General features: G+C 68.2%; 16 protein-coding genes. 12 read left to right on the forward strand and 4 right to left on the reverse strand.

Annotated elements, in window-relative coordinates; translation table 11 throughout:
• The first annotated feature begins 137 nt into the window (after nucleotides 1-137).
• Nucleotides 138-494, forward strand: a complete 357-nt coding sequence (locus AMK27_RS38740) for a PRC domain containing protein (protein WP_073918946.1) — start codon at nucleotides 138-140, stop codon at nucleotides 492-494.
• A 564-nt stretch (nucleotides 495-1,058) separates the two neighbouring features.
• Entirely contained in the window at nucleotides 1,059-1,238 is a 180-nt protein-coding gene (locus AMK27_RS42520) for a hypothetical protein (protein ID WP_143204932.1), read from the forward strand.
• 31 nt (nucleotides 1,239-1,269) lie between these two features.
• Here AMK27_RS42520 and AMK27_RS38745 read toward each other — a convergent pair whose 3' ends face one another.
• Nucleotides 1,270-1,518 (reverse strand): hypothetical protein, encoded by a 249-nt coding sequence (locus tag AMK27_RS38745; protein ID WP_073918947.1) that lies wholly within the window; start codon nucleotides 1,516-1,518, stop codon nucleotides 1,270-1,272.
• 269 nt (nucleotides 1,519-1,787) lie between these two features.
• On the opposite strand from AMK27_RS38745, the gene AMK27_RS38750 reads away from it, so the two are divergent.
• The 3 genes from AMK27_RS38750 (at nucleotide 1,788) to AMK27_RS38755 (ending at nucleotide 3,435) form a co-directional block, all read left to right on the forward strand.
• Nucleotides 1,788-2,699 (forward strand): hypothetical protein, encoded by a 912-nt coding sequence (locus AMK27_RS38750; RefSeq protein ID WP_073918948.1) that lies wholly within the window; start codon nucleotides 1,788-1,790, stop codon nucleotides 2,697-2,699.
• Complete coding sequence (locus tag AMK27_RS43170) at nucleotides 2,696-2,854, forward strand: hypothetical protein (protein ID WP_198956018.1); 159 nt, start codon at nucleotides 2,696-2,698, stop codon at nucleotides 2,852-2,854. The genes AMK27_RS38750 and AMK27_RS43170 overlap by 4 nt, the downstream gene beginning before the upstream one ends.
• 392 nt (nucleotides 2,855-3,246) lie before the next feature.
• On the forward strand, nucleotides 3,247-3,435 hold the full coding sequence (locus AMK27_RS38755; RefSeq protein WP_073918949.1) for a hypothetical protein: 189 nt from the start codon (nucleotides 3,247-3,249) through the stop codon (nucleotides 3,433-3,435).
• A 167-nt stretch (nucleotides 3,436-3,602) separates the two neighbouring features.
• Here AMK27_RS38755 and AMK27_RS38760 read toward each other — a convergent pair whose 3' ends face one another.
• The gene (locus AMK27_RS38760) at nucleotides 3,603-3,809 is read right to left on the reverse strand and encodes a hypothetical protein (protein ID WP_073918950.1); all 207 of its coding nucleotides are present in this window, start codon (nucleotides 3,807-3,809) and stop codon (nucleotides 3,603-3,605) included.
• Nucleotides 3,810-4,790: 981 nt separating this feature from the next.
• Between AMK27_RS38760 and AMK27_RS38765 the strand changes: the two genes are divergently transcribed.
• From AMK27_RS38765 to AMK27_RS38810, 7 genes are all read left to right on the forward strand, one after another.
• Nucleotides 4,791-6,752 carry a SpoIIE family protein phosphatase gene (locus tag AMK27_RS38765; protein WP_445194897.1) on the forward strand — a complete coding sequence of 654 codons (1,962 nt, stop codon included), beginning with the start codon at nucleotides 4,791-4,793 and terminating at the stop codon, nucleotides 6,750-6,752.
• 586 nt (nucleotides 6,753-7,338) lie between these two features.
• A protein-coding gene (locus tag AMK27_RS38780; protein ID WP_445194895.1) for an IS5 family transposase occupies nucleotides 7,339-8,168 on the forward strand; the annotation gives its coding sequence in 2 pieces (ribosomal slippage) (nucleotides 7,339-7,651 and nucleotides 7,651-8,168; 831 coding nt in all).
• A 33-nt stretch (nucleotides 8,169-8,201) separates the two neighbouring features.
• Nucleotides 8,202-8,459 (forward strand): DUF6221 family protein, encoded by a 258-nt coding sequence (locus AMK27_RS38785; protein WP_073918955.1) that lies wholly within the window; start codon nucleotides 8,202-8,204, stop codon nucleotides 8,457-8,459.
• A 54-nt stretch (nucleotides 8,460-8,513) separates the two neighbouring features.
• Nucleotides 8,514-9,923 carry a pentapeptide repeat-containing protein gene (locus tag AMK27_RS38790; RefSeq protein ID WP_241847763.1) on the forward strand — a complete coding sequence of 470 codons (1,410 nt, stop codon included), beginning with the start codon at nucleotides 8,514-8,516 and terminating at the stop codon, nucleotides 9,921-9,923.
• 778 nt (nucleotides 9,924-10,701) lie between these two features.
• Nucleotides 10,702-10,914 carry a hypothetical protein gene (locus AMK27_RS38800; RefSeq protein WP_073918959.1) on the forward strand — a complete coding sequence of 71 codons (213 nt, stop codon included), beginning with the start codon at nucleotides 10,702-10,704 and terminating at the stop codon, nucleotides 10,912-10,914.
• Nucleotides 10,915-11,130: 216 nt separating this feature from the next.
• Nucleotides 11,131-12,042 (forward strand): non-homologous end joining protein Ku, encoded by a 912-nt coding sequence (gene ku, locus AMK27_RS38805; protein WP_073918961.1) that lies wholly within the window; start codon nucleotides 11,131-11,133, stop codon nucleotides 12,040-12,042.
• Between the two features lie 45 nt (nucleotides 12,043-12,087).
• On the forward strand, nucleotides 12,088-12,309 hold the full coding sequence (locus AMK27_RS38810; RefSeq protein WP_073918963.1) for a hypothetical protein: 222 nt from the start codon (nucleotides 12,088-12,090) through the stop codon (nucleotides 12,307-12,309).
• On the opposite strand, the gene AMK27_RS43920 is transcribed toward AMK27_RS38810, so the two are convergent.
• Together AMK27_RS43920 and AMK27_RS38825 are read right to left on the reverse strand one after the other, a co-directional pair.
• Nucleotides 12,293-13,147, reverse strand: coding sequence for an STAS domain-containing protein (locus tag AMK27_RS43920; protein ID WP_241847764.1), 855 nt, complete (start codon nucleotides 13,145-13,147; stop codon nucleotides 12,293-12,295). The two genes, AMK27_RS38810 and AMK27_RS43920, sit on opposite strands and share 17 nt — an antisense overlap.
• Before the next feature lie 291 nt (nucleotides 13,148-13,438).
• Entirely contained in the window at nucleotides 13,439-13,777 is a 339-nt protein-coding gene (locus tag AMK27_RS38825; protein ID WP_073918965.1) for a DUF6233 domain-containing protein, read from the reverse strand.
• Nucleotides 13,778-13,791 lie beyond the last annotated feature (14 nt).

The following is a 13,791-nucleotide window of genomic DNA, read 5'->3' on the forward strand; positions in this document are numbered from 1 at the left end:
GAGGTGTATCGGCGCGAACACGGGGCAGTCGGAGTCCAGGCCGGAACGAGAGTTCCGTCGCATGCGTGATCTATCTGAAGAAGACCGGTCGAGAATTTCATTCCCGATCGGGTTTCCGTTCACGGAGGGAAATCCGAATGACTGAGAATGTGTGGGGCTACCGCGAGACGTCCGGTCGTACGGTCGGAACCGACCTGACGGGTTACAAGGTCGAGGCGGCCGACGGTTCCATCGGCAAGGTCGACAAGCACTCCGACGAGGTCGGCTCCTCGTACATCGTGGTCGACACCGGCCCGTGGATCTTCGGCAAGGAGGTTCTTCTGCCGGCGGGCACGATCGACCGGGTCGACGCGCAGGAAGAGAAGGTCTACGTCGGCTGGACCAAGGACCAGATCAAGGCCGCCCCGGAGTTCGAGAAGGACAAGCACCTCGGCAACGAGGACTACCACCGGCAGGTCGGCGACTACTACGGGGGCCTCTCGAACCGCCTCTGAGGAAGCCGCAGAGGCGGTGCGGGTGTGGGGCGGCAGCCACCGGGCTGCCGCCCCACACTCATGTCCTCTCCACACGTGGTCACCGCGGAGGGCTCCCCGCCTGTGAGATGTGCCAGGGGGCTGGGTATGCCGAGCGGCAGACCGTCTTTCCCATGTCACACGTGGTGTGCAGCAGGTTGGGGTCCGCGCGTAACCGGAGCGGAACTGCCAACCTCCGGCATCCAGGAGCTCAGCGGATCCCGATCACGTAAGGTCGGCCGCAGCCCGTGCCGATATGGCGTGCACGGGCGAGGCCCGGCGCCTAGGGGAACACCCCGGGGGCAGTACCGTCGGGCCGCCCCAACCCCCTGCAGCCGGAACCGCGTTCCCCTGGTCGGGCGGCCGCGCACCCGGATGAGAGCGCCACGCAGCTCCTGGGGATGGAGACGGCCGACGCGGCGGTCTTCCGGGGGCCCGACCCTCGCCCCGACCCAGCGGCGTGGGTGACGGCCCTGAACGCGAACCTCACGCCCGACTTCTAGGAGCTGTCCGGCCGATCATCGGATGCGTACCCTTGGCTCGTGATTGGCCGCCAGAAGGGCGTCTCCGAAGCCCCAGGCCCCCAAGGAGAAGAAGCGGAACGCCACTCGCCGGCAGCAGCCCGCAGGAGGCCAGCCCGATATGCGTCAGCTCTGCCGCGAGGCGGCCCGGATCAAGGCCCCGATGGGAGCGGCCGACCTCTGCCGCAACACGTACGGCCGCTGACCCGCCGCCGGCCGCCATGCGCGGCGGCGCGTCACTCCCCCGCGTAGGCGACGGCCAGGACCGTGAGCGTGCTGGTGGCCCCGCCGACCATGATCACAGCAGTGACGTGACCGCGCGCCACGGTACGGATGATGCCGTCGTCCTCGCCATACGGCTCGGAGTGCCCGATCGGGTCCTCCTGCGCGTCGACGAGACAGACCGCGAGGTCCTGCCGCGCACAGTCGGGGAGCTGCTTGTAGATGTCGAAGACATCGGCCGGGAACGAGAGCCGGTAGGTCACGCGGCGCCCCGACCGGGCGCACGGTCACCGCGGTGACTGGCGTCCCGCAGGACGTCCAGCCGCGAATGGGTCCGCCAGACCGTCAGCTGACCACTGAACACACACGGGAAAGCGCCCGCCCTCGGCCACGAGGGACGGGCGCTTCCCGTATGCCGTGGAGCAGGTCAAGTGACGCAGCCCACACAGGAATCTGCGGCGGCGTTGTCGGATCGGGCTCGCCTGGGCCCTTAGGAGGAGAAGACTTTTCCAGCGGCTCCAGGAGGTACCCCTTGACCACCGACGACCAGACCCCCAGCTACTACATGGTCGAGGACGACGGCTCCGTCGACATGCACCTGGCAGAGAGGGTCACCGAGTTCAACTGTGATTCGGACACGGTGGGGACGGTCATGGCCTTGTTCCCGGCCGAATGGAGCGGAGGCGAGCTGGTGACCCTTCACGGGGACGGAAGCGTCGCCCTCGATCTCGACGGCAGGTTCGATCTGCCCGAACCGTTCGGCCGTGACACACCCAGGACGATGATCACCACCACCGAGGGCATGGCGGTGCTCAGGCCCGACCACCCAGCGAACCAGACGATCGAGTCCGGCTTCCAGGCCGTAGGCATCCCGGTGCCCGACGTGGTCCGAGCGCTGAACGCCCGCGAAGCCGCCATCGCCGGGGACAAGGCCGCGGTCCGCGCCTACACCACCGACACGTTGAAGCGGTTGAGCTGGTGGAACAAACCGATCTCCGACGCGCTGCTCGGCAACTGGGCCGACCCGCTCTACGACGACGGCCGGCTCACCCCCGACGCCCTAAAATTGATCATGGCCGAGGCCAAGGTCCTCAACAATCAGCGCAAGCCGATCTGGGCCCACGAGACCAACAGGCAGAAGGTGCGACTGCTCGACACCCCGCTCGGCGAGGGGATGACGCTGTACGACGTACTGTCCGAGCAGCCGGCCGACGACCTCACCTTCGAGGGCTTCGAGGACCAGCGTCTGATCTCCATCATGGAAGCCCTGACCACCGACGAGCGGGAGGTGTTCATGTGCCGCAGCCTCCGCGGAGTCGCCAACTGGAACGAGGCCGCCATGGCCGCCGGGCATCCAGAACCGGCCGTCATGGGTCAGCACGTCCGCCGGAAGGTAAAACGGCTGGCCAAGCAGCCCTCCACTCCGAAGGCGGACGCCCGATGAACAACAGCAACAACGGGCTGGACCTGCGCGTAGCCTTCGTGCTCCTCGCCGGAGGAGTCGCCTCCTATACGGCGTTCCTGCACCCCACCGTCGGCGGCGCACTCCTCGTGGGGATCGCCGTGATGACCATTCTTCACGTCCTGCTCAGGCAGTGACCTTAGCGAGTCGAGGAAGGCGTCAGCCGCCGTCCGGACGGTCAGCGCCTTCCCGGACCGGCTCCAGATGCGCTCCCGTCACATGCAGCCGGTCGGACCCGACCGCCGCCATGCGGTGACCTAGATCAATCCGCCTCCAGGCGGCAACGGGAACATCCAAGACACGCCGCGACGTTGAGGCTTGTGGTTCCCGCTGGTGTTTGGAGGGGACCGGTCTCCTGAAGTCTGAGGCACCGGTACAGGTTCGTATTCGGGCGATGACACAGCAGCCAAGCCGTACTGAGCGTGAACGCCAGCAGCGCCCAGATCGACCACCTGTCATCAACGGCAGGGTGGTCAGGCTGGGCTGCCACCGTGGCATCGGTCTGACCACCCTGCGGGGAGGGAACCCGGTGCAGATCAACAAGCTCCTGGCCGTCATCGTCGTCGTCCTCATCGCCGTCATCGTCGCACTCATCGCGGAGCGTGTGGTGTCGCGCTGCGGCGCACCGAAGCTCGTCGCCCTGCCGACCAGCGGCGCGGCCTTCCTGGGTACGGCGGGACTGGGGATGGTCATCCTCAGCTACCTGACGTCCAGCTGAACGGGTTGTGTGCGGTGCGGCAGCAGAGCCGCACCGCACACAAGTCAGCTTCGCCGGGCGTCTGCGCTCGGCCGTGAAAGCACAGCCACGAGCCCGGCGAGGTCCTCACCGCATAGCTTGCTGGCAGCTAAGTCCACGCCGATCGGCTGGACGTGCAGCCGTGTGGCCTACTTGAGGGCGGTGATCACTACCGTAAGGACTGCGGCGAGGACCATCAGCGTCGTCCCGAACGCCTTACCGAACGCTGCCACGCACCGGTTCATCGGCTCGCCACCCCATCGGGTGACAGCGAAGGCCGCTCCGGCAGCGAGGATCGAGACGATCACCGCCAGGCCGATCACCATCACCAGCAGGGCGGTGCGATTCGTGCTCACGAGCTCCTCCAGATCTTTCGGCGCGCGACGCCCTTCACGTCGCGCTGATTTCACAATCCACCTCTCACCTGCAGGAACAAAGCGGTTGGATGTTGTTGCGGTGACAACGCGGGGTTGTTCACGAACTAACTCACCGCAGGAGGAGCAAGGGTGGGGACGGCAAAGCGGCCGGGACGTCCATGGACACCAGCACGCGGACCAAACCAGAAGATCAACGACCTGGTGCAGATCCTGCGAGACTGGCTGGATACGTCGAGCATCTCGGTCAACCGCCTTCACGGTCTCCTGACCGACGATCACTTCACCGGCCCGATCCCCGCCCTGCGGCGCCTGCGGGCCCAGCTCAACGGCGACGGTCTGACGTTGGAGCTGGCCGAGGCAGTCGCTGACATCTGTTTCCCGAAGGGCGGAGACGACACTGCTGGACGACTCACCCTCATCAGGGCCTTATGGACCGCCGGCTGCCAGGCACCCCCACAGCCCCTGTCTGATCCCGCGCACGACCTCGTCCGGGCCCAGCAGCGAACGATCGAGGCCCTGGAAGAGCTCAACGTTGTGCGCCAGGCGTACGAGGTCAGCGAGCAGGCTCGACTGCAGACGCTCCAGGCGGCGACGTTGCTGGTCGCCCTGTTGGGAAACGCCCAGGCTCAAGTGGCACAGCTAACCCGTCAGCTTGACGCCATCCGCGGCTCGACGAGCCCCCAGGCGGTGGAAGAGACACAGACAGCGTCCCGACTCATTCGAGCCCAGAATCAGACGGAAGAGCTCCGCGTGCAGCTTGCCCGGGCCGAGGCCGAACGCGACCGGGCTCAACAGGTGGCTGATCTCGCTGCGCGTCAGATCAGCCGCTTGGAGGCGGAGCTGAACGACCTGCGCCCAGCTGCCGCAGCGGAAGGCTCTCTGATCCTGCCGGGTGCCAGGACGACCGAGGACGACATCGCCCTTGACCGTGTCGATGCCACTCTCAGCAAGGTCCGCGACCTGCTCGACCGCGAGCACGACGCCGTCCAGGGCGCGGCCGAGGATGTCGGCTGGATGGGAGTGGAGGGACGGAACGAGCCGCGGATCGTGGTCGGGGAAGCCACCAGCGACCGGCATCCTGCGAGCGACTCGGAGGATGCCGCCGGGTTGTTCCGAACAACCCCGGACAACCCTCCCGTCAGCAAGGACGACTCCCCGCCGCTGGCTCTGCCTGCGGACCCGAGTGCAGACATCGTGCGCTTTGTTGGTGCCGCGGCCCGGCGCATCGCGCGTGGCGTCGACTTGGACGAGATCGTGCTCGGCCTGTGCCGGGCCACCGTGCCGACCTTCGCGGACGAGATCCTGGTCTACCTGCGCGAGCCGCTCCCGGTGGGCGACGAGCGGCCGGCTTTGCCGTTCGTGCTGCGACTGCGCCGCACTGACCGGATGAAGATTTCGGAGGCGCCGGGCGAGGATCACGTCTTCGTACCTAATCCGGATCCGACCCCTGCGGCCGAACTCTGCGAGGTGCGATCCGAGGGTGCGCTGGCCGAGGTGCTGCGCGGGGTGCGGCCAGTTCTCGGCGGCTCAGCCCCTTCCTCGCTCATCGAACTTCTCGGCCCAGATCATCCGCCGCTGGACGGGTCGCGGGTCGTTCTCGCCCCCTGCCGAGGACGCCGTCGGATCATCGGGGCCGTTGTCTTTCTGCGTCACCCCGAACGGAATGCCTTCACCCCGGCGGATGTGCTGGTTGGTGGCCAACTGGCCACCCAAGCCGCCCTCGGTATCGACAAGGCCATGCTGTTCGGCCGTGAGGCGTACATCGCGGACGAACTCCAGCGCACGATGCTGCCGCACTCGCTGCCGCAGCTGACCGGCGTGAAACTGGCCTCGCGCTATCTCCCGGCGGCGGAGACGGCACGGGTGGGCGGCGACTGGTACGACGCGATCCCGCTGCCCGGCAGCCGGGTTGCGCTGGTCATCGGCGATGTCATGGGCCACTCCATGACCTCGGCGGCGATCATGGGCCAGCTGCGCACCACCGCGCAGACGCTGGCCGGACTCGACCTGCCGCCGCACGAGGTGCTGCACCACCTGGACGAGCAGGCGCAGCGCCTCGGCCCAGACCGGATGGCGACCTGCATGTACGCGGTGTACGACCCGGTCTCGCACCGGATCACGGTCGCCAACGCGGGCCACCCACCGCCGATACTGCTCCACCGGGATGGGCGCGCCGAGGTGCTGCGCGTGCCGCCCGGCGCCCCGATCGGGGTGGGCGGGGTCGAGTTCGAGGCGATGGAGCTGGACGCCCCCGCCGGTGCCACCCTGTTGCTCTACACCGACGGTCTGGTCGAGTCACGGCTGAAGGACGTGTGGATCGGAATCGAGCAGCTGCGGGACAGGCTTGCCGCGATTGCACATATGGCTGGCCTTAAGCGCTGGCCGCCCTTGGAGGCGCTCTGTGACGACGTCCTGGACATGCTGGGGCCGGGTGACCGGGACGACGACATCGCGCTGCTAGCGGCCCGTTTCGAGGGGCTCGAGCCGAGCGACGTGGCGTACTGGTTCCTGGAGCCTGAGGACAAATCCCCGGGGCGGGCCCGTCGGCTGGCCCGGCGGGCCCTGACCCGCTGGGACCTGGAGGAGCTGACTGACTCGGTCGAGCTGCTGATCAGCGAGGTCGTGACGAACGCCGTGCGGTACGCGGAGCGGCCGGTGACCCTGCGGCTGCTCCGGACGGACGTGCTGCGCTGCGAGGTCGGCGACGACTCCCCGCAGCTGCCCCGGCAGCGGCGGGCGCGGGACACCGACGAGGGCGGGCGCGGCCTGTTCCTGGTGAACCGGCTGGCCCGGCGGTGGGGTGCGACGCGGCTCTCGGGCGGCAAGGTCGTCTGGTTCGAACTGGCACTGCCAGCTCGCCTGATGGTGCAAGGAGAGAAGCACCGAGTCACACCGACGAAGCCATTCGATCAAGAGCTGTAGAGCCGGGGGCGAGCATCGGTGTCGAAGGTCTACCCTCGGCCGGGTGAGCACTGCCCCTCACCCTCATGAGGTCCTCGACGCCTGGCTCGCCGGCAGCTACGTTCGCACCGACGGGAGCCTGTCGCTAGCCGCGCCTGGGACGACGACACCGTCTACCGGTACACAACCACGCTCGCCGACTGGCCCGTCTACCCGGCTGGGCAGCCCTCGCACGACCAAGCTTGGTTCGCGTTCATCGGCCCCCAGGTCTGGCAACGTCACTGCCGACGACCTCAGGACCTGGGCAGAGAAGCTGACCAGCCAGGACGGCACTGTCATGAGCGAGGCCGCCCGGGCCCGCGCCGCGAGCGCCGTCCGCTCTTTCTGCAGGCACTGCGAAGATGCCCTAGGTGCCTCGTCCTGGCGCCTCCCGCGCCGCTCCCAGCTCGTCGGCACCCCCGCCACCAAGGAACAGAAGCTGCTCTCCCGCGATCAGATGGAAGCACTGCGCTCCGCCGCCGACGGCTACCGCGGCCCTAGAGCGTGTCTCTTTGGTCAGTTGGTCAGTTGATCGGATGTGTCCGTCCGATTAGTGATCACTGATGCGATGTGGGACCGGATCGAGCCGCTGATGCCGGCCGATCCGGTCCGCGGTCGGCGATGGGCCGATCACCGCCGGACGTTGGAAGCCATCGCGTGGAAGTACCGCACCGGCTCTCCCTGGCGGGACCTGCCGGACGAGCTCGGCTCGTTCCAGACTGCTCACAAACGGCTGATCAGGTGGGCCGTGGATGGAACCTGGGAACGCATCCTCGCCGCAGTTCTGGCAGCGGCCGACGCTGATGCCGACATCGGCTGGACCGTGTCGGTGGACTCCACCGTCTGCCGGGCTCATCAGCACGCTGCCGGTGCCAGGAAAAAGGGGCGCCGGGCCGGGCCGAACCCGACGACCATGCCCTCGGACGCTCCCGCGGCGGCCTGAGCACGAAGGTCCATCTCGCCAGCGACACCCGTGCACGGCCCCTGGCCCTCCGTATCACCGCAGGCCAGGCGGGCGACGCCCCGGCCTTCGAGACCGTCATGGCAGGCATTCGTGTTCCGCGAAGCGGACTCGGACGACCGAGGACCCGACCCGATGCCGTCCTGGCGGACCGCGCGTATTCATCCCGCGCGATCCGCAATCACCTCCGCCGACGCGGAATCCGCGCTGTCATCCCCCAGCCGTCCGACCAGGTCGGCCACCGGCTGCGGCGAGGAAGCGGCGGAGGCCGCCCACCAGCCTTCGACGCCGAGGCCTACAAGCAGCGCAACGCCGTCGAGCGGTGCATCAACCGACTCAAGCAGTGGCGCGGCCTGGCCATGCGAACGGACAAGCTCGCCATCGTCTACCAGGCCGCACTCCCCCTCGCCGCGATCCTCATCTGGACCGCCGCCTGACCGCCGAAGCACCTCGCCCGCGAAGATGGCCGCATGGACGATCTTGTGGAGTTCCTCGTCGCACGCGTCATGGACGACAACCACGCCTATGCCTACGTGGCCGGCACCCTGGGCGGCGAGGCTCTTCTCGACAGCCATCTCCCCATGCTCGACCTGATCGAGCAACTGGCGCACGACTACAAAGCCATGGACCCCTCGGACTCCCGCTCGGCCGGGTTGGCATACGCGCTGCGAGTCCTTGGCCAGTCATACGCCGAGCACCCCGCCTACCAGCAGGAATGGCGCCCATAGCCCTTCAAGGAGACAGGCCCTAGGGCCGTACCTGGTCACGAGTACCGCAACCGCATGCCCCCGAGCCTTGTCTCCATCCTCATGACACCCACTCGTCGACTGCGACCAGCCCCAAACGAACAGGAGCTACGACTGTGGAAGGTCGGCCGTGCCTTAACGGTCATCTTCGTCACCGCAGTCCTGATGTCGGGCGGCGTCTTTTTCAGCCTTGTCGTTCTGCTGAACGTCCAGGAGATCGACAACACCGCGAAGCTCGACGCGAAAACGCTCTTCGACCTGGTCAAACTCTCCTTCGGAGTAGTCGCAGGGGCCGGTGCGCTCGTTGCCCTGGTTGTCGCCTACCGTCGGCAGCGTGTCGACGAGGCCGGGGCCCACCGCGAAGCCACCCGGCTCCACACAGAGCGATTCTCTCAAGCCGTCGACAAACTCGGCTCGGATTCGCCGGCCGTCCGGCTCGGAGGAGTGCACTCCCTGGCCGGCCTCGCCGACGATGCCCCCGACGACAGCCTGCGCCAGACCTGCATCGATGTCCTGTGCGCCTACCTCCAACTTCCCTTTACCCCCGACCCAGGCGACCACGACCCGGCCCATCAAGAGGAACACCACCGCTACCTGGCCTTCCGTAAGGTCCGGCACACAATCCTGCGTCTCATCTGCGACCACTACAGCCTCCCCCGGGGCACTTACCGCTCATGGCAGGGCTGCGACCTTGACCTCACCGACGTCACCATCGACTGCGACATCTCCTTCGACGGTGCGACGTTCTCCGGCGGCAGGGTCTCCTTCAGCGACGCGACGTTCTCCGGCAGCAGGGTGTCTTTCGCCCACGCGACGTTCTCCGGCGGCGATGTGCTCTTCGACGGCGCGGTGTTCTGCGGCGGCAACGTGTTCTTCGACGGCGCGGTGTTCTCCGGCAGTTGGGTGTCCTTCGACACCGCGGCGTTCTCCGGGCGCAGGGTCTCCTTCGACGGTGCGACGTTCTCCAGCGGCAGGGTCTCCTTCGACGACGTGACGTTCTTAGGCGGCGAGATGTCCTTCGGCGCGAGGTTCTCCGGCAGCGAGGTGCTCTTCGGCAGCGCGGTGTTCTGCGGCGCCGATGTGTCCTTCGGCGGTGGGACGTTCTCCGGCAGCTGGGTGTCCTTCGGCAGCGCGACGTTCTCTGGCGGTGAGGTGTCCTTCAACCCCACGACGTTCTCCAGCGGAGAGGTGTCCTTCGGCAGCGCAAGGTTCTCCGGAGGCGAGGTGTCTTTCACCCACTCGACGTTCTCCGGCGGCGATGTGTTCTTCAGCGGTGCGACGTTCTCCGGCGGCAGGGTCTCCTTCGGCGACGCAAGGTTCTCCGGCAGCCAGGTGGCTTTCGACCAGGCGAGTGGGCTGGCTCCCGACGGACTTCTCGCTGCAGTCGGTAGGGGTGCTCCTGGGACTGTCCGCCTGTCCCAGACCTGGCTCCCCTGCGGCCCCTAGTCAAAGCGGACGAGCGCGTCCGCGCTCGTCGACCCGGGTGCGGCCCCCTGCGGCCCGCGCGTTTACGGGGCCTGAGGAACATCGGCGTGTCTGACTACGGCCGGAAGCGCTCGCGCGTCCTCGGGGAGATGCCCTGCTCCGAGGTCGTGGAGTTCGGCGGCGAGTCCTTCTTCCTCGACCTTCCCCCGGACTGCCGGCACAAAGGGCAGGGACTCGCTGGCTTCAGTGGAGCACCGCCGATGAGGTGTCACCTATGCATAGTTGCAAGGCTTTTGCCCCTCGGCTGAGGTGATTTGTGGATCTTCACGTTCACGGTGGGGCTGTCGGGTGGATTACCGGCGGTGCCGCTCGACCTCCCAGATCAGGGCCGGAACCGCGTTCCCGCCGCCCCTGCGTGTCACCAGCACTCCGTGTGTCGTGCCGTCAGCATCGGTACAGGTCAGAGGCCTTGGTGACACATGAGGCGGAAAGGAGCCCTTAGGCGCGGACGCCTGCCGATTGGGGCAGGTCCGCGCCCTCTGCGTATCGTTGAGCGAGCAGGGCCCAGACACGACGATGGGGAGCCCCGCGATGCACCGATGCTTGCCGGCCTGGGTGCAACGCGGGGACTCCCCGATTCGTCGCGATGGGCGCCATCCTCCGAGTTCTTGAGCACACGAAAGGCTAGTGCGCTAACCATGCGACACATCGACGGTACCGCAGGTACCACTACCCGGCTCACAGCCCCTCGTACCAGTGGTACCACTGGGCTGTCCTCGACCACGGGCGAGGACAAGCAGTGAGAAACCGGATCATCGCCATCGTGATCATCCTTCTCGTGGGCATGATCGCGGGATTGAGTGTGGGGATCGTCACCGCGTACCTCAGCTCCAGCAGCTTGACCTCGGTCGTCAGCGGCGGGGGTGCGTTCATCAGTGTCACCACCATCGGGATCGCGATGGCCGCCTGGCTGTTTCCCCCGAGCCAGGGACAGGGCCCGACTTCGCCGTAGTCGGGACCGAGATATCGCCCGGCCCCGGAGCCCGGCTTCCGGAGAGCTCCGGCTCTCCGGAAGCCGGGCTCACTCGCATACGCCCGAGCCCTAAGCCAGACTCGGGACGGTGAAGCGGCTTGGCCCCGTTCTGCTCACCGGGGCATGCGATCACGGGTCGGGTCTGCTTAGCCTGGGGGCGGACCCCAGGGGGGCGTCTTCGAGGAGTGCGACTCGATGCCCCGAGCCCTGTGGAACGGCGCTATTTCCTTCGGTCTGGTCACGGTGCCGATCACGCTGGAGCCGGCGACCGAGTCGCATGACGTGCACTTCCGGCAGGTCCATCTGGAGGACGGCGGCCGGGTCCGGTATCAGAAGCGGTGCGAGATCGACGGCCAGGTGCTGACCGAGGACGAGATCGGTAAGGCGTACGAGGTCACCAAGGACCAGCTCATCCCGATCACCGAGGACGATCTGTCCGGGATGCCGCTGCCCACCGCGCGAGCCGTTGAGGTCGTCGCGTTCATCGACGCCGACAGCGTCGACCCGGTCGCCTTCGGCGCGGGCGACTACTACGCCAGGGCTAAGGGCGCCGTCGCGGCGAAGCCCTACACGCTCCTGCGCGAGGCACTCAGCCGCACCGACAAGGTCGCGGTGGTGAAGTACGCCCTGCGCGGCCGAGAGCGCCTCGGACTGCTGCGACCGGTGGGCGAGGCCTTGAGCATCCAGGGATTGCACTGGGACGACGAGATCCGCTCCCCGGCCGAACTCGCCCCGCCGGAGACCGACGTCAGCGAGAAGGAGATCGAGGGTGCGCTGACGCTGATGGAGACGATGACCGTTGCCTCTCTCACGGACCTGGACGTCACCGACCACTACACCGAGGCGCTCCACGAGGTCATCGAGGCGAAGGCCGAGCACCGCGAGCCTGCCGTGCTCGAGGGCGGGGATGCGGCGACGGCCCCGGTGGTCGACCTCATGGCCGCGCTGGAGGCATCCGTGGCGAAGGCGAAAGAGGGCCGCGGCGAGAGCGGCGAGCCGGCGACCGTGCACGAGATGCCGGCGAAGCCGAAGAAGAAGACGGCAGCGAAGAAGACCGCTGCCAAGAAGACCGCGGCGAAGAAGACGACCCGCCGGAAGAGCGCCTGACCGCCGGATCGTGTCCTGGAGGCCTCAGCGCGGGTTGGTTCCTGCGTGGAGACTGACGAACAGGCCGTGACCGGCGACTACGCGGATGATGCTCGCCTGCCCCTGCTGACGGCGGCGGAGGCTCGGGACGCGGTCGGGTACATGCGGCTGCTGGAGACGCTCGACCTCACACCCAGGGGGCAGGCTGCCGGCCAGCTCGCCGCGGACCTGGCTCGACGGCTGCCCGCGGGCCGGACCGGCACGGATGCGGCTACAGGCTCCGTCTGACCGGCTGGAGGGCCGCGAATCCGTGGGTGGTGGAGCGGGCCAGGACGGATTGCAGGTGGCGGACGGCGTTCTCCGCGTCGGTGAACTCCTGCGGCGTGGGCACCACGGTGCCGAAGGCATGTTCCCGGTCGGCGGTCAGAGCGCGCCACCGCAGGACGGGAGTGAGGGCGATGTTGGCGCGGGCGAGGAACCAGGCGAGCTGGCCGTGGGTGCGGGCGGTGCCGATCGCCACAACGGCGAGGGCTTCACGCAGGCGCTCCAGGCGTTCGATGCCCGGCAGCGCCTCCTGTATGTCGAGGGGGCCGACGAATCCGGCGAGCTGAGTGGCGGTTGCGCGGGCCAGGGCCGTGCTGGCAGTGGAGAGGTCCCATCGGCCGGTGGCGGTCTGCCGCTCGGCCTCCGCGGCCAGCTCCGCCACCTGTACGGCCATACCCGTAGGGGCCGGTGCGGTGGAGGGCCGTGGAACCGCTGTGGGCCGTGCCTGAGCCCGGGATTTCCCCATGGCCGAGGGTGCCTTGGCCAGGACCTCGAACACGGCACAGGTGCCGGTGAGGTCGAGGAGACGGGCGACCTGTGGGCTGAGGCCGGCGAGCGCGAAGCCGACGTCGGCCCCGGCTGCTGTGTGGCGGGCCCGGAGCAGCTCGTTGAGGCCGGCGCATTCACAGAACCGCAGGGCGGAGCAGTCGACTATGAGAGTCTCCGGAGCCGGTGATCCGCAGAGCGCTGCGTCCAGGGCGATGGCGAGAGCCGGTGCGGTGTCGCTGTCGGCCTCGCCCGCCACGGCCAGGACGCACGTGCCCGGGGGCCCGGCAAGCCGGTGGAAGCTCAGCTCCGACATCACCGGCTCCGGGCCTGTTTCCGGCGCAGGGGTCGCTGGCGTGAGGTGGCGTTCCATGATGGCCGTCCTGTCGGTCGGAGCCCTCCGCCACCCCGATTCAAAAAGGGGTGAAAGTGCGCGGCCAGAGGCGCCGCGCGTCGAGGAGGTCCGTACCCAAAGCGCCCCCTCCACGGGGGACGCGGCGGCGCGGGGTATCGCCAACGGCTACGTCCAACGTACCCCTGAATCCACCATCTGCCGCCGGCGGCCGTTGGGCGACTGCGAACCCCGGCATCCGGCACAGCAGCGCTGTCAGTCGAGGATGCCGAGTGCGGAGTCGGGCCGGCAGATGTCGCATGCCCGTATCCCGCCGTTGGTCAGTGCCCGGCGGGCCTCGTCGCGGCTGAGCGGTCTGCGGTGGCGTGCGGCGAGGCGGCAGTCGCCGATGTGGATGCTGTCTGCGATTGGCCGTCCGCCCTCGAGCAGGAATGACAGGACCCAGCCGGGGCCCTCCGGCCGCGGCCGCACCGGACGCAGCGCCGCCTCGCGTGTCTCGACCTCCGCTATCCGCTCCCGGACGCGGTCCAGGGACAGCACGAGCCAGTGCCCGAGAGTCCTGAGCCGCGGGAGGTCGGGTGGCAGCTCGGACATCAGGCCCCCGTGCG

This window comes from Streptomyces sp. CB02009 (genome assembly GCF_001905825.1).
Taxonomy (GTDB): domain Bacteria; phylum Actinomycetota; class Actinomycetes; order Streptomycetales; family Streptomycetaceae; genus Streptomyces.